General features: G+C 43.2%; 20 protein-coding genes. 17 read left to right on the forward strand and 3 right to left on the reverse strand.

Annotated features, from left to right (window positions below):
- Window positions 1–54: 54 nt before the first annotated feature.
- From AC3AQ9_RS12960 to AC3AQ9_RS13030, 15 genes are all read left to right on the forward strand, one after another.
- A complete protein-coding gene (locus AC3AQ9_RS12960; RefSeq protein ID WP_488307914.1) occupies window positions 55–1,035 on the forward strand; it encodes a sugar ABC transporter substrate-binding protein in 981 nt (326 codons plus the stop codon).
- Window positions 1,032–2,498, forward strand: coding sequence for a sensor histidine kinase (locus tag AC3AQ9_RS12965; RefSeq protein ID WP_488307915.1), 1,467 nt, complete (start codon window positions 1,032–1,034; stop codon window positions 2,496–2,498). Before AC3AQ9_RS12960 ends, AC3AQ9_RS12965 begins: the two co-directional genes overlap by 4 nt.
- The gene (locus AC3AQ9_RS12970; RefSeq protein WP_488307916.1) at window positions 2,473–4,017 is read left to right on the forward strand and encodes a response regulator; all 1,545 of its coding nucleotides are present in this window, start codon (window positions 2,473–2,475) and stop codon (window positions 4,015–4,017) included. The genes AC3AQ9_RS12965 and AC3AQ9_RS12970 overlap by 26 nt, the downstream gene beginning before the upstream one ends.
- 13 nt (window positions 4,018–4,030) lie before the next feature.
- Complete coding sequence (xylF, locus tag AC3AQ9_RS12975) at window positions 4,031–5,104, forward strand: D-xylose ABC transporter substrate-binding protein (protein WP_488307917.1); 1,074 nt, start codon at window positions 4,031–4,033, stop codon at window positions 5,102–5,104.
- A gap of 130 nt (window positions 5,105–5,234) precedes the next feature.
- Window positions 5,235–5,729, forward strand: coding sequence for a YehS family protein (locus AC3AQ9_RS12980; protein ID WP_488307918.1), 495 nt, complete (start codon window positions 5,235–5,237; stop codon window positions 5,727–5,729).
- Window positions 5,730–5,915: 186 nt separating this feature from the next.
- Window positions 5,916–7,979, forward strand: a complete 2,064-nt coding sequence (locus AC3AQ9_RS12985) for a helix-turn-helix domain-containing protein (protein ID WP_488307919.1) — start codon at window positions 5,916–5,918, stop codon at window positions 7,977–7,979.
- A gap of 318 nt (window positions 7,980–8,297) precedes the next feature.
- Window positions 8,298–10,478: an acetate--CoA ligase family protein gene (locus AC3AQ9_RS12990; RefSeq protein ID WP_488307920.1), complete on the forward strand. Its 2,181-nt coding sequence runs from the start codon at window positions 8,298–8,300 to the stop codon at window positions 10,476–10,478.
- A gap of 4 nt (window positions 10,479–10,482) precedes the next feature.
- Complete coding sequence (locus AC3AQ9_RS12995; RefSeq protein WP_488307921.1) at window positions 10,483–10,926, forward strand: MaoC family dehydratase N-terminal domain-containing protein; 444 nt, start codon at window positions 10,483–10,485, stop codon at window positions 10,924–10,926.
- A gap of 17 nt (window positions 10,927–10,943) precedes the next feature.
- Window positions 10,944–11,366, forward strand: a complete 423-nt coding sequence (locus AC3AQ9_RS13000) for a MaoC/PaaZ C-terminal domain-containing protein (protein ID WP_488307922.1) — start codon at window positions 10,944–10,946, stop codon at window positions 11,364–11,366.
- A gap of 33 nt (window positions 11,367–11,399) precedes the next feature.
- The gene (locus tag AC3AQ9_RS13005) at window positions 11,400–12,563 is read left to right on the forward strand and encodes a thiolase C-terminal domain-containing protein (protein WP_488307923.1); all 1,164 of its coding nucleotides are present in this window, start codon (window positions 11,400–11,402) and stop codon (window positions 12,561–12,563) included.
- Window positions 12,564–12,574: 11 nt separating this feature from the next.
- Window positions 12,575–12,997 carry a Zn-ribbon domain-containing OB-fold protein gene (locus AC3AQ9_RS13010; RefSeq protein WP_488307924.1) on the forward strand — a complete coding sequence of 141 codons (423 nt, stop codon included), beginning with the start codon at window positions 12,575–12,577 and terminating at the stop codon, window positions 12,995–12,997.
- Between the two features lie 26 nt (window positions 12,998–13,023).
- The gene (locus tag AC3AQ9_RS13015) at window positions 13,024–14,223 is read left to right on the forward strand and encodes an acyl-CoA dehydrogenase family protein (protein ID WP_488307925.1); all 1,200 of its coding nucleotides are present in this window, start codon (window positions 13,024–13,026) and stop codon (window positions 14,221–14,223) included.
- Window positions 14,224–14,243: 20 nt separating this feature from the next.
- Complete coding sequence (locus AC3AQ9_RS13020; RefSeq protein ID WP_488307926.1) at window positions 14,244–15,362, forward strand: acyl-CoA dehydrogenase family protein; 1,119 nt, start codon at window positions 14,244–14,246, stop codon at window positions 15,360–15,362.
- Between the two features lie 31 nt (window positions 15,363–15,393).
- Window positions 15,394–16,869 (forward strand): aldehyde dehydrogenase family protein, encoded by a 1,476-nt coding sequence (locus AC3AQ9_RS13025; protein ID WP_488307927.1) that lies wholly within the window; start codon window positions 15,394–15,396, stop codon window positions 16,867–16,869.
- 113 nt (window positions 16,870–16,982) lie between these two features.
- Window positions 16,983–18,401 (forward strand): MFS transporter, encoded by a 1,419-nt coding sequence (locus AC3AQ9_RS13030; RefSeq protein ID WP_488307928.1) that lies wholly within the window; start codon window positions 16,983–16,985, stop codon window positions 18,399–18,401.
- Window positions 18,402–18,687: 286 nt separating this feature from the next.
- Here the strand turns inward: AC3AQ9_RS13030 and AC3AQ9_RS13035 are convergent, their stop codons facing one another.
- The 3 genes from AC3AQ9_RS13035 to AC3AQ9_RS13045 are packed head-to-tail and all read right to left on the reverse strand — an operon-like array spanning window position 18,688 to window position 22,354.
- A complete protein-coding gene (locus tag AC3AQ9_RS13035) occupies window positions 18,688–20,166 on the reverse strand; it encodes a UDP-glucose--hexose-1-phosphate uridylyltransferase (RefSeq protein ID WP_488307929.1) in 1,479 nt (492 codons plus the stop codon).
- Window positions 20,163–21,167 carry a UDP-glucose 4-epimerase GalE gene (gene galE, locus AC3AQ9_RS13040; protein ID WP_488307930.1) on the reverse strand — a complete coding sequence of 335 codons (1,005 nt, stop codon included), beginning with the start codon at window positions 21,165–21,167 and terminating at the stop codon, window positions 20,163–20,165. Before galE ends, AC3AQ9_RS13035 begins: the two co-directional genes overlap by 4 nt.
- The gene (locus AC3AQ9_RS13045; RefSeq protein ID WP_488307931.1) at window positions 21,164–22,354 is read right to left on the reverse strand and encodes a galactokinase; all 1,191 of its coding nucleotides are present in this window, start codon (window positions 22,352–22,354) and stop codon (window positions 21,164–21,166) included. Before AC3AQ9_RS13045 ends, galE begins: the two co-directional genes overlap by 4 nt.
- A gap of 499 nt (window positions 22,355–22,853) precedes the next feature.
- Between AC3AQ9_RS13045 and AC3AQ9_RS13050 the strand changes: the two genes are divergently transcribed.
- Together AC3AQ9_RS13050 and gcvPA are read left to right on the forward strand one after the other, a co-directional pair.
- Window positions 22,854–23,633 (forward strand): SDR family NAD(P)-dependent oxidoreductase, encoded by a 780-nt coding sequence (locus AC3AQ9_RS13050; protein ID WP_488307932.1) that lies wholly within the window; start codon window positions 22,854–22,856, stop codon window positions 23,631–23,633.
- A gap of 52 nt (window positions 23,634–23,685) precedes the next feature.
- Window positions 23,686–25,080, forward strand: a complete 1,395-nt coding sequence (gene gcvPA, locus AC3AQ9_RS13055; protein ID WP_488307933.1) for an aminomethyl-transferring glycine dehydrogenase subunit GcvPA — start codon at window positions 23,686–23,688, stop codon at window positions 25,078–25,080.
- Window positions 25,081–25,084 lie beyond the last annotated feature (4 nt).

Raw genomic sequence — 25,084 nt, forward strand, 5'->3', positions numbered from 1 at the left:
TCTGTCAAGTGATATGATGAAAGCAGTTAGCACACCAAAAAGGAGCTGCACAACATGAGAAAAAAAGTCATAATTGTCCTTTGTATGCTCTGTGCGGTTTTAGCTTTTTTTACGTTCATGTCAGCTGGAAAGGCCTTTCGTTCGGACTGGCAATTGCCTGCAGCTGTTCCGAAAGAACAGGATGGTTATCGCTTGGTTTTAATCACCCAGGAATTGAAGACCCCGTTCTGGAATCAGGTGGGAACAGGAGCTACCAGCCAAGCTGAAAAAGAAGGCGTCCGCCTGGAAGTATGGGGAAGCTATGGCAATGACCCGGATGAATTCTTAAAGCAAATTGAGATTGCCCTTCATTCAAAAGTGGATGGTGTAATCGTCCAAGGTCTAGACACAGCGGAATTCAAGGAATTGACGAAAATCAAAGCGGCGTTTTACGGAACACCTATTATCACGGTGGCCAACGATGTACCGGTCGCTGAAAGTTTGCGGAAAACCTATGTCGGCTCTGACCACTACGAGGCAGGAAAGCTTTTGGCCAAACAATTAGTGAATGATATGGGCAGTGAGGGGCAGGCCATTCTATTGAGCGATGTCGAGCAGGCTTTCAGCCAGCAGCAGCGTATGCAAGGAATGGACGAAGTATTGAAAGCTTACCCCGGCATATCTACTATTCAGGTCAAAAGCGGCAATTCGAACGAAGAAGTGATTGAAGCGACTCAAAATGTGCTCAACCAAGTGCCGGGAGCAGATGCTTTCATCGCACTCAACGCCAATCATGTCGGCACGATGATGCAGGAAATCAGCCGGCGCGCCAAGCTCGAACCGTTCCATATTTATTCATTCGATGATGGCGCCGATACGTCTGCACTGCTTAGACAAGGGGGATTGGATGCTGTTATTAGCCAATCACCGGAAAAGATGGGCCAGGTGAGTGTTGAACTGATGATGAAATGGCTAAAAAATGAAGAAGTCCCGTTAAATCCTGATGGGTATTTTACGGATATACGGATTCTGGAAGGGGTGCGAGAACGCCCATGAATACCATCCAGAAAAAGATTTGGCTGCTTGCTTCGGTTGTTCTTGCCATCATGGTTGCCATTTGGCTGACACTGACTTTTTACAATCAAAAAATGCAGACGCAATACAACGATATTTTACAGCGCTATTTGCAAATGAATGAAGTGACCAGTGCGAGCCAGGAAATCGTAGCAGATTTAAACCGTTATTTGATGGCTCCCACCGATGCCAATAAAACTCAGCTTGAAGAAAGCCGGGAACGCCTGCTCACTGTACAGTCGACGGTATACGACCTTCGCAATGTGGAAAATGAATTCACGCTGACAAACTATAGCCATCTGATTGATAGTTTTATTGAAACAGTGGATCGTTCAGTGATGTTTCAAGGACAAGATGAAGCTGAATCGGCACTCGCCGAATTTGCGGAAGCTTCCAGCATTTCCATGTATATTTCAGAAATGACACTGACGATTTTTGATACCGAACTGAAAACATATGAACGGTTTTACCGCGGCATTATCAATCAATCGACAGAGCTGGAAAAACTGGGATTCTGGCTGCTGTTATTGATCACTTCTTGTTTGCTGCTGTTTACGTACTTGTTTTCAATCAGCATTACAAGACCGGTGCAGCAATTGACTAAAGCGGCCAATGAATTGGCGAAAGGCCATTTTGACCAGCCCATCAAAGTCGATTCGAACGATGAAATTTCATTTTTGGCAAAGACTTTCGATCATATGCGCGGCAATATCAATACGCTGATTCTGGAAATCCAGAAAAAAGCACAACTGGAACGGGAACTGCAGGAAAGTAAATTATTGCTGCAGGAAAGCCAGCTGCGGAATCTGCAAAACCAGATCAATCCGCATTTTCTGTTCAATACTTTGAATACTTTATCGAAAAAGGCCTATTTGGACGGAGCGGAAGAAACGAGCGATTTGCTGGTCAGTGTTGCAGGGCTGCTCCGCTACAATTTAAAGCGGATGAACCAAGCTGTTTCTCTATACGAGGAAGTTTATGTGCTGCAGCAATACATCGATATTCAAAAAGCGCGCTACAGCGATAGGCTGCAGTTTCACGCGAAAATAGAAGAATCTTTACTGGGCTATGAGATTCCAAGCCTGACCCTTCAGCCGCTAATTGAAAATGCTGTTATTCATGCCATTGAGCCGGAAGAAGACGGAGGCCAAATTTGGTTTCGCATTCAGGAAGTTGAAGATGAGATTTGGATTGAAATCGCAGATGATGGGCAAGGCATGGACAAAGAAAAACAACGGCAGCTGCTTGAACAAGCAGTTGTGTCAAAAAAGGGGCATTCAACCGGCATCGGTTTCAGCAATGTGCTAAAAAGGCTTCAGCTTTTTTATGGCCGTGAAAACTTGGTGGAGATTGACAGCGATATTGGACGAGGGACGAAAATCACCTTAAAACTACCCAAAGTAAAAGGAGCACAAAATCATGGTCAAACTTCTCATAGTGGATGATGAACCGATTGAACGCGACGGCATGCAGGCAATCCTGCAAAAAACTTATCCGGATTTTGAGTTCAGGCAAGCGAAGAACGGAAAATCGGCAGTTGAAATAGCTGAAACCTGGCAGCCGGACTGGGTGTTCATGGATATTATGATGCCTGGCATGACGGGGCTCGAGGCGATTGAACAAATTCAGCGAAGCCGCCAAGACATCCAGTTCGTCATGGTCACCGCCTTCGATATGTTTGATTTCGCGCGGCAAGCCATCAAACTGGGCGTCAAAGATTATTTGCTGAAACCCAGCAAAGCCAGTGAAATTGTGGCGACAGTAGGCAAGCTGCTGGAACAGCAGCAGCAAAAAGAGCAGGATTCAGCTGCGCGCCAGCATGAACAAGATGCTTTCCAGCGAGCATTGAGCATAGTCGAAACGGATGTCGTAACTCAATTGCTTTTTGACCATGTCCATGAGGTGCATATCGATATGCTGGTGGAAATGCTCGAAATTAAAGCGGCAAATGAAAAGTTTGTCATGACAGTGCTGATTCCGGAAGGCTGTGAAAGTTTGTATTCGACCATTAAAGAGCATATCCGTCAAGGAGGCAATGCCTGGGTAGGCGCATTGTATGGCCGCCAGCTGCCGATCATCGTTTTTCGTGAAGCAGGCACGTCATTCCGCTCGCAGGCGATCCGGCTGGCAAAAGAAATTTTATCGATTTCAACAGAATGCCAGCCGGCAGCCTGGTTTATAGGCATCGGCATCGAATGCGATTCTTTGGATGATATCCGGAACTCCTATCAGAAATCGCTGATTGCCACAATGGATTTATCTATCCATTCAAGATACCGGTTTTATTCGGATGTGCCGGTCCTAGATACAGTAAGCGATTCGGCTTTTATCAAACAACAGGAAAGGAAATTATTCGATTATGTCCGGTTGGGCGAGTGGGAGTGCATCGATCAAATTGTGCTTGATTTGATCCGGCGTTTCGAACAGCAAGGTGCGAATGTGGTCCTTGCCCAGCAGCGGGCACTTGAAGTGCTTTGGATAACATCCCGTGTCATGGAAGAAATGGGCGTGGAGGCGGCAGCGCCGTTCTACTCGATCCAGTCACAGGATTACCGCCAATTGTGTGCCGACACTAAGCAATTGCTGGAAGGGATGAAGCAATTGTACATGAGCCACTGTGGCAGGCTCGAAGTAGACAAAATCCATCAGATTAAACAATATATCCGGGAGCATTCCGATGAAGATATTTCACTTGATACCTTAGCGAGAAAAGTCGATTTGAGCCCGATTTACATCAGCAAAATGTTCAAAGAAAAACTGGGGGTCAATTATATTGAGTTCCTAACAGCCTGCCGGATGGAACAAGCGAAAAAACTGCTCTCCGATCCGCAAAAAAGCTTAAAGGAAATAGCAATTGAAATTGGCTATCATGAACCGAATTATTTCAGCAAAGTATTCAAAAAGATGTATGAAGTTTCTCCGAAAGAATACCGCAAAACGCTTTTGGGCATCAAGGAAGAGTAGGGAGGAAAAGCCCATGGAGCATATTCGGTCCCGAGTTGTCAGAGTGCTAATTGTTTTATTTGCTGCCTGTTTGCTGGCTGCTTGTGCTGGCGGTGAACCGGAAGCGCAGAAAGAAGTGCTCGTTCCCCCGGAACCAGAAAAAGACGGTCCCATCAAAATCGGATTCTCGATGGACACCCTAAAAGAAGAGAGGTGGCTGAAAGACCGGGACTTGTTCCGGGAAGCGGCCGAAGCTCTTGGGGCAGAAGTCGAGATTATGGCAGCGAACGGCAATGACGCTCTTCAAATCTCGCAAGCAGAAGCGCTGATCCAGGGAGGCATCGATGTGCTGGTGATTGTGCCGCATAATGCGGAAGCTACCGCAGCTATCGTCCATAAAGCGCATGAGGCGGGCATCAAAGTCATTGCCTACGACCGCCTCGTGAAAAATGCCGACATCGATTTATATGTATCGTTCGACAATGAGCAAGTGGGGAAATTGCAGGCCCAAGCGATTCTAGACGCGGTGCCGAAAGGGAATTATGTCTATATCGGCGGCGCTCCGACGGACAATAATGTCCATTTGATCAAAAAAGGCGTTCTTGATGTGCTCCAGCCGGCTATTGACCGGGGCGATATTAAAATTGTCTATGATCAATGGACCGAAGATTGGGCGCCGGAAAATGCAATGGAAAATATGGCCGAAGCATTAAAAGCCAATAACAATCAAATCGATGCGGTGATTGCCGCCAATGATGCGACTGCCGGCGGCGTCATCAAGGCCTTGGAAGTGCAGGGATTGAATGGGGAAATTCCGGTCGCAGGACAGGATGCTGAACTGGCGGCAGTTCAGCGCATTGTTACAGGCAGCCAGACCATGACCGTTTATAAACCGATTCAGAATCTGACTGCACAAGTGGCGGAGCTTGCCGTCCAGCTGGCCAAAGGCGAAGAAGTCATGACATCCGTCAGCGTCAATAATGGAAAAACGGAGGTGCCTTCAATTCTTTTGGCGCCTACTGCAGTGGATGCAGGAAATCTGGCAGATACGGTCATCGCGGATGGTTTTCATTCGAAGGAAGAGGTTTATCAAGAAGCAGGAAAGTGATCATTGGAAAAGTGCCTTTCATCAGTTAAGCCCGCTGACGGAAGGTTTTTTTATGCTATTATTAGGGGTGGACATAGGTTGAATTAAAGATAGATAGAAATTTGGAAAGTACGCAATAGGAGGATTTTAGATGGACAATAACGATTTACTGATCAGGTTAAGGTACGCTCTTGATATAAAAAACAGCGATATGGTGGAAATCTTCAAACTTGGCGGCATTGAGCTGTCGAAAGAAGAAGTGTTGAAAGTGCTGACGAAAACGCCGGAAGAAGAGGATGTTAAAGAAAGTGAAGATCATATCCCTTTGGACAATGCCATGCTGGAGTCTTTCTTGAACGGCTTAATCGTTTACAAGAGAGGCAGACAGGAACCGAAACCGGGCCAGCCTGAACAGCCGCCGTTGACGAATGAACCTTCCAACAATCTATTATTGAAAAAAGTGAAAATCGCTTTGCAGCTGACAAGTGACGATATGCTCGACATCTTGAAGCTTGCTGGCGTCACTGTTTCCAAAAGCGAAATGGGCGGGATCTTGAGAAAACAGGGGCATAAAAATTACAGCATCTGCGGTGACCGCTATGCACGTAATTTCCTGAAAGGCTTGGCTATCAAGTACCGCAAGTAACCCCACGAATAATAACACTCCGAACGTCAGCACAAACTGACATTCGGAGTGTTTTTTATTATGAAAAAGAATGCTTTCCTAACGGTTGATGAAAAAGAAAGAGGCTGGAAACTGCGTAGTTATTGGCTAGTAAATATGATAAGCTAATATAAAAATATTCAAACTTTTTAGAGAGAGGTGCGGATATTGACAGAAATTAAATCAGTCAGGAAAAGCGATGAACAAAATTCGCCTAAAATAACTCAGGAAACGCCTAAAAATACCAAGAAACGATCAGCAGATATTGATGATTTTTATGTGCTTTGGCTGAATAGCCAAGAAAGCAAAATGGCCGCCAGCATTTCTGCAAAAAGCGATAAACTGATTACTGGCACACCATTATTTACGGATTCATCAAATGCCCATACATTCATTGTCTGGGATCAAGCGTACAAGCAAAGTGAAACCATTTTTGTTAAATTGCGCATGCAGGCGAGAGATGGGCTGATTTTACGAATTGCTGGACAAATCCTTTCTTATTTAATGGCTAGATACGAATCATATCGAGGCAAAAAAATTAAGCAGGGCAGTCCGTTGGATGAACAAACGGTTATCGAGGGACTCACTAAGAAGTTCGCAGAATTCTTGAAAAAAGAAACATTCTTAATGGAAGATAAGGTATGGGAAGATTTCTGTAATTGGTTTGGCACGCATTTAACCGATTGGGTATTGGAGGAAATGGAACGGGAAATTGGTTCTGAAAAAATGGACAGCATGAACAAAGAAGAAATGAATCGCCTGTTTTATGACTTCATCTCCCATAATTTGCTGCATAATAAAGTATTTATTTCAGATTTCACCGTAATCGTAAATGAGTATACGCAGAACTGGATTGAAGAAATCGTCAAATTGATGAGATTCGAAAGTTTTTCGCTGGAAAAAATCGAAGAGATTCTAGGTATCCAAGTGGACGATGCCCCGCTGATTGCAAGAAAAGATATTACCTGGTCTGTCGTCGAGCAAGGCAATCTGCTAGTGATGAGCAATGCACCTTACCAACGGGTGCGTGAAGCGATGTCAAACGGCTATTTTAAAAGACAAGCCACTTGTCCATGGCCAGTTGCAGAACTCCAGAAACCAACGATTGAAGGAATGGTGCAATTGAAACCCATCGGAGGTGGCCATGCAGCGACCGAAGAATGCTTAGTAGAAAAAGCATGGCAACAGCACAGAAAATTATCCGAATTGACGGTAGACGTGTACGACGCTTTATGCGGATTTTTCTTATCGAAAGCCCGACACCATAGAGACTTTGTAGAAATTCAGTTGGATGATTTATTGTCAATCCGCGGGATCAAGCCGAAGCTTTCAGGCAATGGCAGGCGAGGAGGGTTTGAAGCTGATCAGCGCCAGCAAATATTGGAAGCGCTATCAATTATTCAAAGCCTTTGGATCGATTTAAAGAAAGCTGTGATTTATGAAAAAGGGAAAGCGGTTCAAATGCAACTTCGAGGCCGCGCTTTTGTTTTTAAAGATTTTGAAGAACTGGATATCGGCTCTTTAAATCCTCTAAATGAAAGAAAGCTATCATTTTCAGTTGATGAAGTTTTTGGCAAATACCTTTATGGCTCTGGAAGGCAAGTGGCCTTTCTTCCAATCGAAGCATTGCGCTACAATCCATACCGGGAAAACTGGGAGAAGAAATTGCTTCGCTATTTAAGTTGGCGCTGGAGGACTCAAGCGAGGAAAGGGGATTTTTCTCAGCCTCATAAAGTAGGTACGCTGATAGGGATGATCGGTAAAGAAATGAATGAAAGAACACCTTCGAGAACGAGAGACCGCCTTGAACAAGCACTCGATACTTTGTTGCTTGATGGCGTTATTGCTTCCTGGCATTATGAGAAATGGGATGAATCGGTTGCGGCTGCAAAAGGATGGGGCCGGATTTGGGAAAACACAACGGTTTTGATAGAACCGCCGAAAATCATTATCGACCATTATCGGCCGATTGAACGGAACTTAAAAAACGCAGCTAAATTACAAGGAAACTCCTCAAAGTCAATGCCGCAAGATCCAGCATCAATTTATATCGGACAAAAAGTGAAGAAAATGCGAACCTCTTTGGCGCTATCATTGATACAAGCAGCTGAAGAAATGGAAATCTCAACTTCTTATCTAAGCAATATTGAAAGAGAACTGAAAATCCCTTCTGCAAAAATGATGAAAAGAATTACAGCTTGGCTGGAAAAATATGATTCGATTAATTTTTAAATAGATTGATAATCTGCTCAGAACGCTTTGCCTTAATGGCAAAGCGTTCTTTTTTATGAAGGAAATTCAGTTTATCTTGTGCAATTGTCGGGGTTATCCTGCACGGATGTCGTGGTGATGAAGAATACGAAATTTTTAGAAAACTAAGCAAAGTCTTTAAACATCAGGCTCATATTCCCGTTTTTCTTTTTTTTACTCTCTAACAATTAAAGTAATTCAATAAACAACAGTGCAATAAGAATAAAAAAACAGTTCCAGTAAACTGAAAAAGCACACAATACATTGTTAGTGAAAAACAGACAAGAATGGGGGATGGAAATGACTTTTGAACAAAAAAATCATCATTCAACGTTAGAGCCATTATTTAATCCGAAATCGGTCGCTATCCTCGGAGCTTCGGCCAATACGAATAAGATCGGGTACCTGCAAGTGAAAGCTTTGTTGGACGGCGGCTATCAAGGCGGCATCTTCCCGATTAATCCTCGGACGGAAAGTATAGCGGGACTCAAATGTTATCCTTCACTTTCGGCTATAGGACAAGAAGTCGATCTTGCGATTTTCTGCTTAGGAGCCGAAAAAGTGAAAGAAGAGCTCCTGCTTTGTGCAGAGAACAAAGTCAAAGCGGCGATTATTTTCGCCTCCGGGTTTTCCGAAACAGGAGAAGAAGGGCAGAAAGTACAGGATGAAATTAGCCGAATCGCTAAAGACAGCAACATTCGTTTAATCGGACCGAATTGTGTAGGTTTATTAAATACAACAAGTGGCCTTGTTGGAACTTTTTCTCCAGGGCTGACCAATATTCCATTATTCGAGCAGCGTGACGTCGGCTTCGTCACACAAAGCGGTGCATTTGGAGTGTTCACCTATATCGCTGCTGCACAAAACGAACTCAGCTTTAATTATTTTGTCAGTGTGGGAAATGAAATGGAAACCGAATTTGCCGACATAGTCGAATACATGATTCATGATCCTAAAACAAAAGTCATCAGCGGATATTTAGAAGGGGCGAAAAACCCCCGTAAATTGAGCCGTTTAGCTAAAGAGGCTTTGGCCATCAATAAACCGATTGTTCTTATGAAAACAGGGCGCAGCGAAGCAGGAAGCAGAGCTGCCGCTTCTCATACCGGATCTCTTGCAGGTTCCGATAAAATCTACGATGCATTTTTCAAGCAGCACGGCATTGTCCGGGCAGATGATTATGAAGATATTATTTCATTTACCAAATTGTTTAGAAGCGGAAAGCTTCCGAACGGAAGAAATACTGTCATTGTTACAAGCTCAGGAGGAAGAGGCATTAATGAAGCAGATCGCTGTGAATCATACGGTTTGCATATTCGGCCGCTTGGATCCGATGTGAAAAAGGCGATAGAAGAAAAGATTCCTGAATTTGCAAGCGCTTACAATCCGATCGACTTGACGGCAGCCGCAGCAGTTACAAATCCTGAGCTATACTTAGCACCTTTGCGCGAATTGGTCAATGACAGCCACACAGACATCATCATTTTCACGGAATTCCCGCTTCATTGGGAAAAAGATCATCCTTTGGTGGAAGAATTTATCGATATCTGTAAAAACAGCGATAAATTTGTTCTGATTACAACATTCCCATTGGTTGGCATGTCGATGCCAAAATCGATTTCCCGCTTGGTGGAAAACGGCATTCCGGTAATTACAGGCGATATGAATCCAATCAGAGCGTTGGCAAAACTAGTGGATTACAGTGAAAAATACAGAAAAACCAAATTGGAAAATGAAGGCCCGTTGCTTTTAGCTGATAAAAAAAGAGAAGTAGCAGAAATGCTGTCTGCCCATAAAACTTTAAGTGAATCAGAAGCAAGCAAGGTTTTGGAGGCTTATGGCATTCCCACAAAAGAATGCCGGATTGCCGGAACGGAAGACGAAGCGGTGGAATTTGCCAATACCATTGGTTATCCGATTGTTTTGAAAGTCGATTCACCGGACATTCTCCATAAAACAGAAGCAGATGCCATCCGATTAAATTTGAAAAGCGAAGCAGAGGTCAGAACGGCTTATGGCGATATCTTGAAAAATGCAAAAAGTTATAAACAAGACGCTGTTATTCACGGCATAGCGGTACAAGAAATGCTCCCGGAAGGAGTAGAAGTAATCGTCGGCATGACACATGATCCGGTCTTCGGCCCAGTCATTATGTTTGGCCTAGGCGGCGTATTTGTTGAAGTGTTCCGGGATATTTCGTTCCGTGTAGCACCTTTAACAAGAAAAGATGCTGTTGAAATGATTGAAGAAATCAAAGGCTTTAAAATTCTGCAAGGAGTGCGAGGGAAGCCGGCTGCCGATATTGAAGCCATTGTCAGCACATTGATGAAACTGTCATCTTTATTGGAAGATTACGGAGACCGTATAGATGAATTGGATATTAATCCGATGTTTGTTTATGAAAATGGCATTAAAGCAGCAGATGCTTTATTGGTCACGCGTGCACCGATTGCTGAAGAAGAAATAATGATTGGAGGATGAAGAAATGGAATTGAATAAAAGCATGATTGGTCTTACCGGACCGGTTTATACTTTCGATGTTGAAAAACGGCATAGCAGACAATTTGCTGAAGCAATCGGAGATATGAATGGATTGTACGTAGATGAAGATTATGCCAATCAAAGTCCTTACGGAAAATTGGTGGTGCCGCCGACATTCCCTGTTGCTATCGCTTCTGACAGCGGCGGCATCCCGATTGATCTGGACACAAGGAGAATGCTGCACGGGGAACAGGAATTCATCTATCACCGCCCGATCAGTCCGGGGGACCGTCTTTATTGCCAGATGAAAGTAGCGGATCTATATGAGCGGGAAGGCAAGAGCGGAACGATGCAATTCCTTGTACTGGATACCGAAATGAAAGACGAGGCGGGCGAAATGATCGCGGTCAGCCGAATGAATATCATTTACCGCAATTTAAAGAAATAGATTGGGGGAAGAAAAACATGGTTTTAGAATATAGCGCATTAGCGCAAGGACAACAGCTTGAGCCGATGGAAAAAGAAGCAGTCACCAAAGTTCAATTGGTGAAATACGCCGGCGCGTCCGGTGACTTTAATCCATTGCATACAGACGATGAATTTGCCCAAAGCATCGGCATGGACGGTGTGATCGCCCATGGCATGCTGGTGATGGGTTTTTTGGGTGAATACATGATGGCCCTTGCAGGAGAAAATGCCGAGCCGGTCCGTTTTAATATGAGGTTCGGGGCAATGACCAAACCAGGTGATCAAATCACTTGCCGGGGACAGATTGACCGGGTTTATGAAGAAGACGGGAGCCGTTTTGCGGTCTTGGGATTAAGAGCGGAAAAAGCCGTCCATGAAGTGGTAGGAAACGGCAGCGCAGTGTTGCGTTTTCGAACGTAGGATAGTGTGTTCAATCTGAAAGGGGTTATGACAATGGGGAAAATTACAGACAAATACGCAATTGTAGGTGTCGGAGAAAGCGCTCGCTCCAAAAACTCAGGCACGACACCTTTACATATGGCGTTGGATGCTGCAAGAGCCGCGTTGAAAGATGCGGGGCTTGAGGCAAAAGAAATCGATGGATTTATGAGTTACAGTGAAAACGATTCGTGCACATCCCATCAATTGGCAACTTATTTAGGGGTAAGGCCGAAATACGTTAAAGACATCATGGGCGGCGGAAGCAGCACCGAAATGCTGATCGGGGACGCGGTAGCGTTAATCGATTCAGGACAGGTAGAAACTGTGCTGATTTTCCGCTCCATGAATGGGCGTTCGGGAGTCCGTATGGGTGGCGGCGGCTGGGATGTAAATATGCTGCAGACAGCAATTGAAGGAGGCAGTTACATTATTCCATACGGAGCAGGAAGCCCTTCTCAATGGTTCGGCATGTTTGCTACACGCCATATGCATGAAACCGGAATCACCCAAGAACATTTAGGGCAGGTATGCCACAGTTTTTACGAGCATGCCCAGCGTAATCCAAAGGCGTTCTTTTATGGAAAGCCTTTGACGATGGAGGATTATAACAGCTCTCCTTATTTGAGTTATCCTTTCAAAAAACACGATTTTTGCCTGGAATCTGACGAAGCCAACGCCATCATTGTCACTTCAGCAGCGAAAGCGAAAGACTGCAAATCAAGACCTGTCTATATTATGGGGTTGTCCGCCCGGCAATGTCATCCGCATACCCATTACTGGACGGACATTTCACAAGTGGCTGCCGACTACGCAGCTAAAGAAGTCTATGCAGATGCCGGCATCAAACCGGAAGATCTGCAAGTCGCATCTATATATGACTGCTATAGCTGGGTTGTCCTCCGCCAATTAGAGGCATATGGAATCGCTCCGCGCGGTGAAGTAGGGGATTTTGTCGCTGAAGGAAATTTACGCCTGGATGGCAGATTGCCATCTAATACAGCGGGAGGCATGTTATCTGAAGGCTATACGCATGGCATGAACAATGTCTTGGAAATCGTCCGCCAATTGCGCCATGACTACCAGGGCAGCGACCGCCAAGTAATAGATTGTGAAATTGGGCTTTGCACGGGATGGGCCGGGCCGGATATTGCCGGTGCGATGATTCTTAGAAATTAGGGGGAATTGAAATGAGTTATGAAAAACCGATACCAGTGAAAACGATTGATAACGCACCTTATTGGGATGCGGCAGACCGCCATACGCTTGAACTGCAAAAATGCGAAAACTGCCAAAAAACAATTCATCCGGCGGGGCCGGCTTGCCCGCATTGCGGCAGTGCGGAAACGAGCTGGCAGCAGTTCGGTAAAGAAATCAAAGGGAAAATTTATTCATTTATCATTTCTTACCGCCCGTTTCTGCCGGGATTCCAAGAGGATTTGCCGACAGTGATTGCCCAGGTGGAACTTGAGCAGGAACCGGAAGTGAGAATTATCGCGAATGTCATTGATTGCGATGTGGAAGCCATTAAAATTGGGACGCCCGTCGAAATGACGTGGGTGGATATAACAGAAGATCGAGCCTTGCCGCAATGGAAATTGCAGCAGGCATAACAGGAAATCAGGGAAGGGGGATTCCAATGGATTTTTCATTCACGAAAAAAGAAGAGAAGTTCCGGAAAGAACTGAGAACATGGCTGGAAGAGAATTTGCCGGAAGGCTGGCTCGAAGGAAAACGCCAATTGCCGGAAGACACAGCGGCCTATTCGGAGTTTTTACGAAGCTGGCAAAAGAAATTGCATCAAGGCGGATGGGCAGCGATTGCCTGGCCAAAGAAATATGGCGGCCGTGAAGCTACTTTAGTAGAAGAAATTATTTACTCACAGGAAATGGTTAAAGTCGATGCACCTCCGCTTATCAATTATGTAGGTCTTCATATGGTGGGCCCGACGTTGATCCAAATTGGTACGGAAGAGCAAAAAGAAAAGTATGTCGACAAAATTATGACTGGTGAAGAAGTATGGTGCCAAGGATATTCAGAACCGAATGCAGGGTCTGATTTATCGGCCATCCAAACAAAAGCGGTGAAAGACGGTGATCGCTGGCTCATCACTGGGCAAAAAGTATGGACGAGTTTCGGCCATTTGGCAGACCGGTGCTTCCTGATTGCCCGCACCGGTGAAGTGAACGCAGAAAAGAAACACAAAGGAATGACGGTGTTCCTTCTCGATATGAAACAGCAGGGAGTAGAAGTCCAGCCCATTATTTCGATGGACGGAGAACAGGATTTTAATGAGGTTTACCTGACCGAAGCCATCGCTTATGAAACAGATATTGTCGGTGAAGTGGGAGAAGGCTGGAGAGTGATGATTTCTTTGCTGATGCACGAACGGACAGGCATTGGAGGTCAATTATTCACCTTGGAGCAGCAGTTCAATAAATTGGTAGACATGGCAAAGCGCATTAAAAAGAACAATGTTCCTTTGTTGAATGATCCGTTTATCCATCAGGAAATGGTGGCACTTTACACGCGTATGCGAGGAGCTTTGCTGAATTACTACCGCAACTTGACTCAAACCTTGAAAAACGGCAGACCGGGGCCCGAGAGTTCAATGGATAAACTGATGGTCAGTGAGCTGACGAAGGAAATGTTCGGCTTTGCGCTTTCAATCCAAGGGCATCAAGGCGTCTTGTGGAAAGAACATGCACCTGTCGATACCTTCTGGCAAAATAATTATTTATACTCTTTCGGCATGACCATTGGGGGCGGAACGAGTGAGATACAGAAAAACACGATTGGCGAAAGAGTTTTAGGCTTACCAAAGGATATGGGCCGTTAATTGAAGGAGGGGAAGTTAAAATGGACTTTGCGTTGAGCCAAGAACAAGAAATGTTTCGCAGTTATGTCCGGAAATTTTTGGACGATAAAGGGCAGACCGGAATCGCCAGAGACTTTATAAATGGCAAAACCGCTGCTGCCAAACAAGCAATCGCAGGGCTGGCAGAACTGGGGTGCACCGGCATCACGGTTTCTGAAGAGTACGGCGGCATGGAACTTGGACCATTGGATCTGGTTCCGGTCATGGAGGAAATCGGCAAATCACTACTGCCTGGCCTTTACATGGAGACTGTGTCCTTTGCTGTGCCGGTAATAGAAAAATACGGCACAACCGCACAAAAAGAAAAGTATTTGCCAGGAATCGCAGATGGCAGCCGGAAATTTTCCTTGGCTTGGCTGGAGCCGGAAAAAGGATTTGAAACGGAAGAAATTTCAGTCACGGCCAAAAGGGAGGAAGGTGCACTAACCATTGACGGCATTAAAACACTTGTGCCGACTGATGCCCAAGCCGACACTTACTTGGTCATTTTGAAAATGGAAGAAGGCCTGGCGCTGGCAATCGTGGAAGATGGTGAAGTGACACAAAAAGAAGCTTTGAAAACAATTGATGAAACACGCCAATTGTCTGTTCTGACATTTTCCAAGGTAGCGGTTCCGGAAGAACGGCTCCTCGGCGATCCTGGAGAAGGATGGGCCATTCTCCAGCACGGTCTCTTGCATTTGAATGCAGCATTGTGCTCGATGATGGTCGGAGGCATGGAACGGGTTGTTGAAATGGCTAATGAATATGCAAAGATCCGGATTCAATTCGGGCAGCCAATCGGGCGTTTTCAATCCATCAAACACAAAATTGTAGATATGAAAATGGATCTGGAGACGGCGCGCTCACTAAGCCATTATGCCAACTGGGCATTAGAGAATGAAGCAGAGGACTACGAAGCTGCAATCTATAGTGCCCGGGCATTTGCTACAGAAGCATTCATTCGAATTGCCTCAGAAAATATACAAATTCACGGAGGCATCGGTTTTACAGAAGAAATTGATTGCCATTTATATGTTAAGCGTGCAAGGTTCTATGAAAACTATGTCGGAACGGTGCGATCAAGCCGTGAAAAGGCAGGAGCGACGCTAGGCTGGTGAGATTTCGTATTAGACAAAGGGGGCGAAGAACATGGAAAGCATGGTGGATCTGAAAGAATATCAAAATGTGATCGACGGAAAATTAGCAGCGCCTATTTCAGGGGAAACAAGCGAGAGCGTTGATCCGTCTACCGGCAAAGCATGGGCTAAAATCCCAAGAAGCTCAATTGCAGATGTAGAAAAGGCAGTGGCAAGCGCGAGCAAAGCTTTTCCGGGATGGGCAGCTTTATCGGCTGTTGAGCGGTCTGAACTCATGCTGAAAATCGCTGATATAGTAACGGAGCATGCTCAAGAACTCGCTGAATTGGAAACGAGGGACTCAGGGTGGGTAATCCGTGAAACCACTTACGGTCTTATTCCTGTCTTAAAGCAATTATGGCAAGATGCAGCGGGAGCTGCCGCTGCGGCTTCAAGAGGCGAAACGGTGCAAATCGGCCCGACAAGTTTTGGCTATACGATCAGAGAACCTCTGGGTGTAGTAGTTGGAATCATTCCCTGGAATTCTCCGCTGTTCACTTTTACTATTAAAGCCGCTTATGCGTTGGCGGCAGGCAACACCGTCATCATTAAGCCATCGGAAGCTGCAGCTGTTTCCTCACTGCGCTATGGTGAATTGATTGCAAAAATTCTGCCCCCAGGTGTCTTGAATGTTATTTCGGGGCAAGGCCGGGAAATTGGTGATGCTTTGGTGGGGCATCAGGATGTAGCCAAAGTCAGCCTAACGGGTTCAGGGGGAACAGCAAAATCAATTGCCCGTGCAACAGCGGATAATCCAAAGCCATTGACATTCGAATTAGGCGGCAAATCGCCAAATATCGTTTTTGCGGATGCGGATCTCGAAAAAGCGGTAGAAGGTGTTACGACTAATGGGATTTTTACCGGGAATGCTGGACAATTATGTGTCGGAGGCTCCAGAATCTTGATACAGCGGCCGATCTTTGACATGATGCTGCAGAAGATGAAAGAGAAAATTGCCAATGAAATCAAATTGGGTAATACGATGGACTTTGAGACGACCATGGGTTCCATTGCCACAAAGCCGCAATATGACAGCGTTCGTTCTTATATCCAAATTGGCTTGGAAGAAGGCGGAGAACTTGTCTTCGGCGGAAAATCTGGAGGCACGGCTTTACTGCCCGATAAGCCGGAATTAGCGGATGGATACTGGATCGAACCGACTTTGCTGAAAGTTGCCAGCAATTCTCTCCGTGTGTGCCAAGAAGAGATTTTCGGTCCAGTAGCTGTCGCAATGCCGTTTGATACGGAAGAAGAAGCTCTGGCATTGGCCAATGACACAGCATTTGGCCTTGGAGCAGGTGTTTGGACGAGCGACCTCGGATGTGCCCAGCGCATGATCCAAAGCTTGCAGTCAGGCAGTGTATGGGTCAATACGTATCGCCGCGTAGGAGTAGAACTGCCCTTTGGCGGAGTAAAGAACAGTGGCTTTGGGACGGATTCAATTATGCAAAACACACGAGAAAAAGCTTGTGTAATAGAAATTGGTTAATTCATAGCAAGGTATCTGCTCAGGTGCCTTGCTATTTTTACAATAAAGTTTTGAAGACAGTAAAAATTGCCGGCGAAACATTGCAAAGCTTGTAAAAAAAGGAGGAATCGTCAATGGATGAACGTTCGATGCAGAAAGCCTTTCACTTCATTTGTATTGGTGCATTTTTAGTGGTGTTTTGTGAGGCTACCCATATTCCTGCCTATCCCAAAATGCTGGAAAATTTCGGACTGGCTCCAGGTTATGCGGTGTATATGCAATTGGGATTTGCAATCGGCTTGACCGGCTTTCAGCCGCTGATGGGCTGGGTGGGAGATAACTTCGGCCAAAAACGGGTCATCCTGTTCGGAGCGGTGTTAATGACACTGGGTTCGCTTTTAATAGCAGCTGCTCCGGTATTCTGGTTGCTGGTTGCCGGCTTGTTCTTCAAGGGAATGTCCGGAGCTGCTGTCATTCCAGCTGGCGTCGCTTTTGCCGGCCGTTATTTTAAAGGGGAAAAGCGCGGGAAGGCCCTTGGAGTCTTCACTTTCTACTCAACAGTTGGTGCATTGATCGCTCCTTTGGCAAGTGGGATGATCGTAGACCGCATCGGTTGGTCCAGCGTTTTCTGGTTATGCATGGTGCTTGGAATCATCGCTTTCGGCTTGTTCATGGCTGGTGTACCAGCTATACCGGGAACTAAAACGGAGCATTTTGATTTTAAAGGTGTTTTCCTGGTCCTTGTTATTTTGGCAAGCTTGTTGACGATTCCTACTTTTATTAACAATACCGGACTTGCATCTATGCAATGGCTGCCTTCTCTAATTATCTTCATTGTGGCATTTATCGCTTTGCTGGCTGTCGAGAAAAAACAGAAAGCCCCTTTGTTGGACATCGGTTATGCAAAGACAAGGAACTTTTGGGTTCCTTCTGTGATTTCGATTTTCATGTATATCGCATTCAGCGGAATTCTTTTCGTCTTAACTTTTTTCATTCAAAATGTACAAGGCAAATCTTCCACGATGGTCGGTTTGTTAGAAATGCCTTTGTTCTTCATGATGGCCATCGCCAATTTGACCAGCGGCAAACTCATGGCTAATTCTACAGCGCGCAGCATGATGGGGGCGAGCGTTGTCTCACTGGTCGCGGGGGTGTCGATGTTGATCTTCACCAACGCCGCAACTTCTTTTGCCTATCTTTTTGTATCTATGTGTCTGGTTGGCACTGGAATCGGTTTGGTCGGACCGGTTATTCGGGCAGTCATCGTTTCAAAAGCGGAATTCTCGCGCATCGGCGTCGTTTCTTTTACTTACCTCACCATTGAAAACCTGGCTTCCCGTGTTGGTGCATCTTTCGCGATTGTCATGTTTGCCCTGTTCGCTGCAAACGGCAATGCAGTCGGAGCTTTAGCGAATACCGCATTAGCGCTCGTTGTGGTTTCCTCACTTTCCTTTTTATTTCTGTTTTTAATTCCGAAGAAAGTGGAAGGTTTCAAGGATGGAAAAAATCCAGTCATCCAGGTTGTTGTCCCTGCGGAGAAGGCTGCTAACTAAGAATACTGTAAAAGTGGAAGATTCATTCATTTAGTTCTGCAGCTAGGAAACTGGACAGTTTTTTAATAGAACGATCTCAAATTAAAAAGTATGCCGTATGAATTATTTGTCCATACGGCATACTTTTTGATTTAGAGGATTTGAAAGCTTCGATAAGAGCATTTGAAGCCTGGCAACTGGACCAAAATTTTATATTTCACTGTGGTTAAATATAAAAAAGTCAGCTTCATGAGGCAGCAGATTCTTTAAACTTGTTGATTTAGCATATTTAAATTTTCAATGCCTCCTATTGATTTAGTGTCCTAATGAATCGTTTACACTCATTTATTTCTTTAAAAACACCTGCATCATGAAGCGCTTTTGCAAATTTCTTTCCAAGTTCTTGCTTCAAAACAGATTCGGTTTTATTTTGTGAGCTAAAATCCATAGATTTATCTTTTATTTGCTGTGCCCATTCTTGATGATAGGGTGCTACTTCATGAGGTTGATCCATTAAAAACTTTACGATTTCAGCTAATTCTTTTTTTAACCGGGCAGGCAAAACCGCTAGTCCCATAACTTCGATAAGTCCAATATTTTCTTTTTTTATATGATGAATGTCGGCGTGTGGATGAAAAATGCCAAGTGGATGCTCATCGGTCGTTCGGTTGTTTCGCAAGACAAGGTCCAGTTCGAATTTTTTTTCATTCATCCGTGCAATAGGGGTGATCGTATTGTGCGGTGTTTCTTTACTAAAAGCTTTAATATCTGCAGATTCATCGTTATAATTTTTCCAGATACTGAGTATATGATCGGCTGCTTGTACTAAAGGTTCTATATTATCGCTTTGTAAACGGATGGTTGTAACAGGCCATTTAAGGAAAGAAGCTGTAATATTTGGGAAATTTTTTAATTGAAATGTTAAAGCATTTACTGCGTTGGCCATCGGAAATGAGTATCTGCCTGCCTGGTAATGGTCATGAGACAAAATAGAGCCTCCAACAATAGGCAAATCGGCATTTGAACCAATAAAATAATGAGGGAATTTCTGTATAAAAGCCAATAGGCGTTCAAAAGTTCTTTTATTTATTCTCATATCACGGTGTTCTTCGCTGAGCAAAATGCTGTGTTCATTGTAATAGACATAAGGGGAGTATTGTAGATACCAATTTTCCTCAGCAAGAGGCACTTGAATAACGCGATGATTAGCTCTACCTGGATATCCTATTCGACCAGCGTATCCCTCATTTTCGATACACAACAAACACTTCGGGTAACCACTAATGTCTTTTAGTTCTTTCTCTCTTTTAATCTGTTTAGGATCTTTTTCAGGCTTTGCCATGTTAATGGTAATATCCATTTCTCCATAAGTGGTATTAGCCTTAAAATGGATGTTTTTCTCAACGTGGTTCATTTGAATATAATTGCTGTTTCTACTTAATTCATAAAAATAATTCGTTGCTTCTTCTGGTGAGATTTCGTACTTCTGTTTAAAGATATTATTGATGATAGAAGGACGGTCGACGAAGCAATCCATAATAACAGCTGAAAGTAATTCTTTATCATCGAAATTATTACTAATGATACTTTGAGCAACTGCGAAATTGATGATTTTTTCAAGTAGATTCGGAATTGAATCAACTGTCGGTTGATCCACTTTATCTGGAAATGATTCTAAGCCTAAAATCTTAATGATTTGGTTGATAACATAGCGTTTGTCTGAATCCTGAATTAACCCTACGTAGGTAGCTTTTTGCACAAGCCCGCTAATATCTTGAGAAATCAATGATTCATCACATCCTTTTTATAGCCATTTGGGTGATGGACATGCCAATTCCATGCATCGTGAATGATTTTTTCAATTGAAGTCCGTGTAGGTTGCCAGCCTAGAAGTGCAGAAGCCTTCTCAGAGTTTGCAACAAGGAAGCTTGGATCACCAATACGCCGATTTCCAAGCTTTTCAGGAATCTGTTTCCCTGTTATGGAACGCGCCGTTTTGATAATTTCTTTTACTGAAAATCCTGTATTACTGCCCAGATTAAAAACATTGCTTTTACCGCCGTTGTTTAAATAGTTAAGTGCTAGGATATGAGCATTAACAAGGTCTTCTACATGGATGTAGTCACGGATACAGGTGCCATCAGCTGTATCATAATCATTTCCAAAGATTGTTATATCAGAACGTTGATTGAGTGCCACTTCTAAAATGATTGGTATAAGATGAGTTTCAGGGCTATGATCTTCACCAATTTCACCGGATTCCCGAGCTCCAGCAACATTAAAATAACGTAAAGATATAAACCTAATTCCATGTGCTTGTTCACACCAATGCATCATTTTTTCCATAGCCAATTTAGTCTCACCGTATGGATTTGTTGGATTTGTTTTCATATCTTCTTTAATAGGAACAAGTTCTGGCTCGCCGTATACTGCAGCGGTTGAAGAAAAAACAATTTTACTTACTCCAAATTCCGCCATAATTTGCAGCAATACCTGAGTGCCATATACATTATTGTCAAAGTAAGCAAGTGGTCTTTCTATGGAGTCACCGACCAATGAATTAGCTGAAAAATGGATGACGCTATCAATAGACTCTCTTCTAAATACGTTACGCATAAAATGAATGTCACGTATATCACCGTTGTAGAACCTTGCATCCGGATGCACTGCTGCCATATTTCCCGTTTGAAGGTTATCAACGATTACAACTTCTAAATTTTGATCGATTAGCTGAAAGACAGCATGAGAACCAATATATCCAGCTCCCCCTGTAACTAATATACTCATTTAATAAATTCAGCTCCTTTTAAAATCTCTCTTGCTCCATCTCCGATTTCAGCAATATAAAATGAAGCTTCTTTTCCAAATTTTTCGGTATAAACTTTATTAACCTTTTCTTTGAAAATATCAATTTTATCAGTTTCAACAATGGCGATTGCGCATCCTCCAAATCCAGCTCCTGTCATGCGAGCCCCAATGACCCCTGACTGATTCCAGGCTGTGGATACAATAGTGTCCAATTCTATTCCTGTTACTTCATAATCGTATTGAAGAGATAAGTGGGATTCGTTCATCAATAAGCCGAATTCCTCCAACTTGCCTTCCTGTAAGTTCTTGTGAGCATTTAATGTCCGTATATTCTCAAAAACTGCATGTTTTGCACGTTTTCTAATAGTTTGATTTTTGATGAGGTATTTATGCTGCTCAAATTGCGATTTGGTTAGATCACCAAGACTTTTAATTTGAAGCTTTGTTTGTAAGACACTCAATGCCTCTTCGCACTCAGCTCTGCGTTCATTATATTTAGAACTTGTAAGAGACCGTTTTTTATTGGTGTCGATTATCACGATTCTATAGCCATCTAAAGGTAAAGGGGTATAACAATAAGCTAAGGTTTGGCAATTTAATAGAATTGCATGATTGCTTTTTCCAATTCCTACGGCAAACTGATCCATAATTCCACTATTGACGCCAATATAGTTGTTCTCTACTTTTCGACCTAAGATAATTAACTGGACCGAGTCAATAATCAGGTCAAATAATCCTTTCAGAAGTGTACCCGTAACCATTTCAATTGAAGCGGAAGAAGAAAGTCCAGCCCCATGTGGAATGTTCCCATAAAATAAGATATCCATGCCGGTTGATATTTCAAATCCAGCTTCTTTCATATAGAGAATCATCCCTTTAGGATAGTTGGCCCAGCTATGGGCTTCTGAGTAAGTTAAATCTGAAAGGTTGCATTCAATAATCCCTGACAGAGGAAAGTTAAGAGAGTAAAAGCGGACTTTTTGATCTTCCCGTTTTCGGGAAAGTGCATAAGTTCCAAAAGAAATCGCCGCTGGCAGTACATGGCCACCATTGTAGTCGGTATGTTCCCCTATTAAATTCACTCTGCCCGGAGCAAAAAAAATGCGGGGGGAAGCTCTAGTGTTGAAAAGTGATTGAAATTCTTGAAGCAAATTTTCTGTTATCAAAATAAATACCTCCCAAAAGTTAATAAATTAATTTAATTAAGTATATCTTATATTAAGATATCTAACTATTCAATGAAATTCAGAGCAATTCTTTTTTAGAGCCGATAATAGCGACTGATGAGGTGATCTGAAAATTTTAGAAAGAAAAAATAAAATTGGATGCAAAGATTTTTATGAGGCGTTTAAAACGTTCCATTGATTCGTTAACGCCATATTAACAACTTATATCAAGTGTTTAAAAAATATTTTTAGTGATTTGAATTGATTTCCAAGAGTAAAAAGTGAAGAAGGGAAGGTAAAAATAACATCATTTAAAACTTTTTAAATATTTCAAGCGTTTAATTGATAAACAATTGACACTATTCAGAATAGGTGATACTATACTTTAAAGTTAGTTAAGTTAATTAATTAACTTTGAGTAGTTATTGATTAATCTGGCTTAAAAAATGAGAGTTTGTCATGGCAAAGTAGCTAATGAATTATGAAGGGAAGTTGTTTCATGGATTATGAAAAGTTGGTGGGATTGAAAAATAAAGTAGCCGTTGTTACAGGTGCAGCCTCGGGAATTGGTTTAGCTACCACCCAATTGCTATCCCGTGCAGGATGCAAAGTGGTTTTGCTGGATATTAATGCAAAAGCCGGTGAGAAAAGCGCGAAGGAAATAAATGATCAAGGAGGGAAAGCGAAATTCTACATATGCGATGTGACTTCAAGTGAAGCATGCAAAACAGCGATTCAAAAGATTGAAAGCGATTTCAAAAAGATTGATATTCTTTTTAATAACGCCGGAGTAATTCGTCGGAAAAATATCGTAGAACATTCAGAAGAAGAATGGGACTTAGTTATGAATGTTTCATTAAAGAGTGTCTTCTTATTGTCCAAGTATGTAATCCCGATCATGGCAAAAAACGGCGGCGGAAGTATCATTAATGCCGGTTCTGGCTGGGGATTGACGGGTGGCGATAATGCGGCGTCCTATTGTGCTGCTAAAGCTGGCGTAGTAAATGTAACGAAGGCGATGGCAATTGATCATGGGAAAGAAAATATACGGGTAAATTGTATATCTCCTGGTGATACAGATACTCCTCTTTTAAGAAACGAAGCAGAACAATTGAATCTCAATGTTGAGAAATTTTTAAACTCCTCTGGGATAGACCGTCCGCTCCCGCGAATCGGAACCCCAGAGGACATAGCAAAGGGAGTTTTATATCTTGCAAGTGATTTATCTTCCTGGGTAACAGGAACAAGCCTTGTAGTGGATGGCGGCGGGTTGGCTTAATTTAATAATATAGGGAAAACCTATTGATTTTATGAAACGGGGAGAGAGCGAAATGGTAAAAAAAAGTACAGGCAAAGTACATCCTTATATTCCGAATACAGTTCCGGAAGTGAAAGAAGAAATGTTGAAAACAATCGGTGTAGAGACAATTGAAGATCTTTATATAGGTATACCGGAAGAACTTAGGTTTAAAGAAAAACTCGATATTCCAGCAGCGCTTTCTGAATATGAATTGCAAAGAACTGTAAATAAAACAATTAATAAAAACGTGAGCACAGATGAAGTAATAAGTTTTTTAGGCGGAGGATGTTGGAAACATTTCGTTCCAGCGGTTTGTGATGAAATTAACCATCGTGCGGAATTTGTAACTGCTTATGCCGGAGACGCATACGAAGACCATGGCCGCTACCAAGCAATGTTTGAATACCAAAGTTTAATGGCTGAATTAGTCGATATGGATGTTGTTAATGTTCCGACGTTTGATTGGGCTCAGGCAGCAGCCACATCAATCCGAATGGCATCTCGTTTAAAAAAACGATATGAAGTATTAATTCCAAGAGCAATTTCGCCCGAGAGGCTAAAAGTGATTAAAAACTATTGCGCACCACATGTGAAGGTAGTTTTAGTAGATTATTGCCAAGAGACAGGGCAACTAGATCTTAATGATTTAAAAAGTAAAGTATCGAATGAAACAGCTGCAATTTACTTTGAAAATCCAAGCTATTTAGGCTTTGTCGAAACAGCGGGAGAAGAAATCAGCAAAATTGCCAAAGCATATGAAGCAGTGACGATTGTTGGGGTAGATCCTTCATCTTTAGGGGTTTTGGCTCCGCCTGTCCAATATGGCGCGGATATCGTTTGTGGAGAATTGCAGCCGCTTGGAGTGCATATGAGCTATGGAGGCGGACTTTCTGGTTTTATTGCAACGAGAGATGAATTGGAATACGTCCAGGAGTACCCTTCTCGATTATTTGGAATTGCACCTACCATTAAAGAAGGGGAGTACGGCTTTGGAGATGTGTTATATGACCGCACTTCATTTGCTCAGAGAGAAAATGGGAAAGAATCAGTCGGTACACAAACATCCATGTGGGGCTTGACTGCCGGAGTTTATTTGGCATTGATGGGGCCAAAAGGCATGTACGAATTAGGTCAATCAATCATGCAAAAATCACAATATGCAATTAAAGAGTTGAAAAAAGTTGAAGGAATTAAAGCTTCGCGTTTTGGCGATATAAATTTCAAAGAATTTGTAGTCGATTTTAATGAAACAGGAAAAACTGTGGAAGCCATCAATAAGAATTTGCGTGCAGCCGGCATTTTTGGCGGAATTGATTTATCCGAGAGCTTTCCGGAATTAGGTCAATGCGCGCTTTATTGTGTGACAGAGGTTCATATGCAAGAAGATATTGACAAACTTGTTAATGCCATTCGAAATTCTATTTAAATCA

The organism is Planococcus sp. VCh962 (genome assembly GCF_057748275.1).

Excerpts from the sequence above, each read along its gene's own strand:
- AC3AQ9_RS12960 (WP_488307914.1), top strand. The coding sequence starts at position 55 with ATGAGAAAAAAAGTCATAATTGTCCTTTGTATGCTCTGTGCGGTTTTA.
- AC3AQ9_RS12965 (WP_488307915.1), top strand. The coding sequence starts at position 1,032 with ATGAATACCATCCAGAAAAAGATTTGGCTGCTTGCTTCGGTTGTTCTT.
- AC3AQ9_RS12970 (WP_488307916.1), top strand. The coding sequence starts at position 2,473 with ATGGTCAAACTTCTCATAGTGGATGATGAACCGATTGAACGCGACGGC.
- xylF (WP_488307917.1), top strand. The coding sequence starts at position 4,031 with ATGGAGCATATTCGGTCCCGAGTTGTCAGAGTGCTAATTGTTTTATTT.
- AC3AQ9_RS12980 (WP_488307918.1), top strand. The coding sequence starts at position 5,235 with ATGGACAATAACGATTTACTGATCAGGTTAAGGTACGCTCTTGATATA.
- AC3AQ9_RS12990 (WP_488307920.1), top strand. The coding sequence starts at position 8,298 with ATGACTTTTGAACAAAAAAATCATCATTCAACGTTAGAGCCATTATTT.
- AC3AQ9_RS12995 (WP_488307921.1), top strand. The coding sequence starts at position 10,483 with ATGGAATTGAATAAAAGCATGATTGGTCTTACCGGACCGGTTTATACT.
- AC3AQ9_RS13000 (WP_488307922.1), top strand. The coding sequence starts at position 10,944 with ATGGTTTTAGAATATAGCGCATTAGCGCAAGGACAACAGCTTGAGCCG.
- AC3AQ9_RS13005 (WP_488307923.1), top strand. The coding sequence starts at position 11,400 with ATGGGGAAAATTACAGACAAATACGCAATTGTAGGTGTCGGAGAAAGC.
- AC3AQ9_RS13010 (WP_488307924.1), top strand. The coding sequence starts at position 12,575 with ATGAGTTATGAAAAACCGATACCAGTGAAAACGATTGATAACGCACCT.
- AC3AQ9_RS13015 (WP_488307925.1), top strand. The coding sequence starts at position 13,024 with ATGGATTTTTCATTCACGAAAAAAGAAGAGAAGTTCCGGAAAGAACTG.
- AC3AQ9_RS13020 (WP_488307926.1), top strand. The coding sequence starts at position 14,244 with ATGGACTTTGCGTTGAGCCAAGAACAAGAAATGTTTCGCAGTTATGTC.
- AC3AQ9_RS13025 (WP_488307927.1), top strand. The coding sequence starts at position 15,394 with ATGGAAAGCATGGTGGATCTGAAAGAATATCAAAATGTGATCGACGGA.
- AC3AQ9_RS13030 (WP_488307928.1), top strand. The coding sequence starts at position 16,983 with ATGGATGAACGTTCGATGCAGAAAGCCTTTCACTTCATTTGTATTGGT.
- galE (WP_488307930.1), bottom strand. The coding sequence starts at position 21,167 with ATGAGTATATTAGTTACAGGGGGAGCTGGATATATTGGTTCTCATGCT.
- AC3AQ9_RS13050 (WP_488307932.1), top strand. The coding sequence starts at position 22,854 with ATGGATTATGAAAAGTTGGTGGGATTGAAAAATAAAGTAGCCGTTGTT.
- gcvPA (WP_488307933.1), top strand. The coding sequence starts at position 23,686 with ATGGTAAAAAAAAGTACAGGCAAAGTACATCCTTATATTCCGAATACA.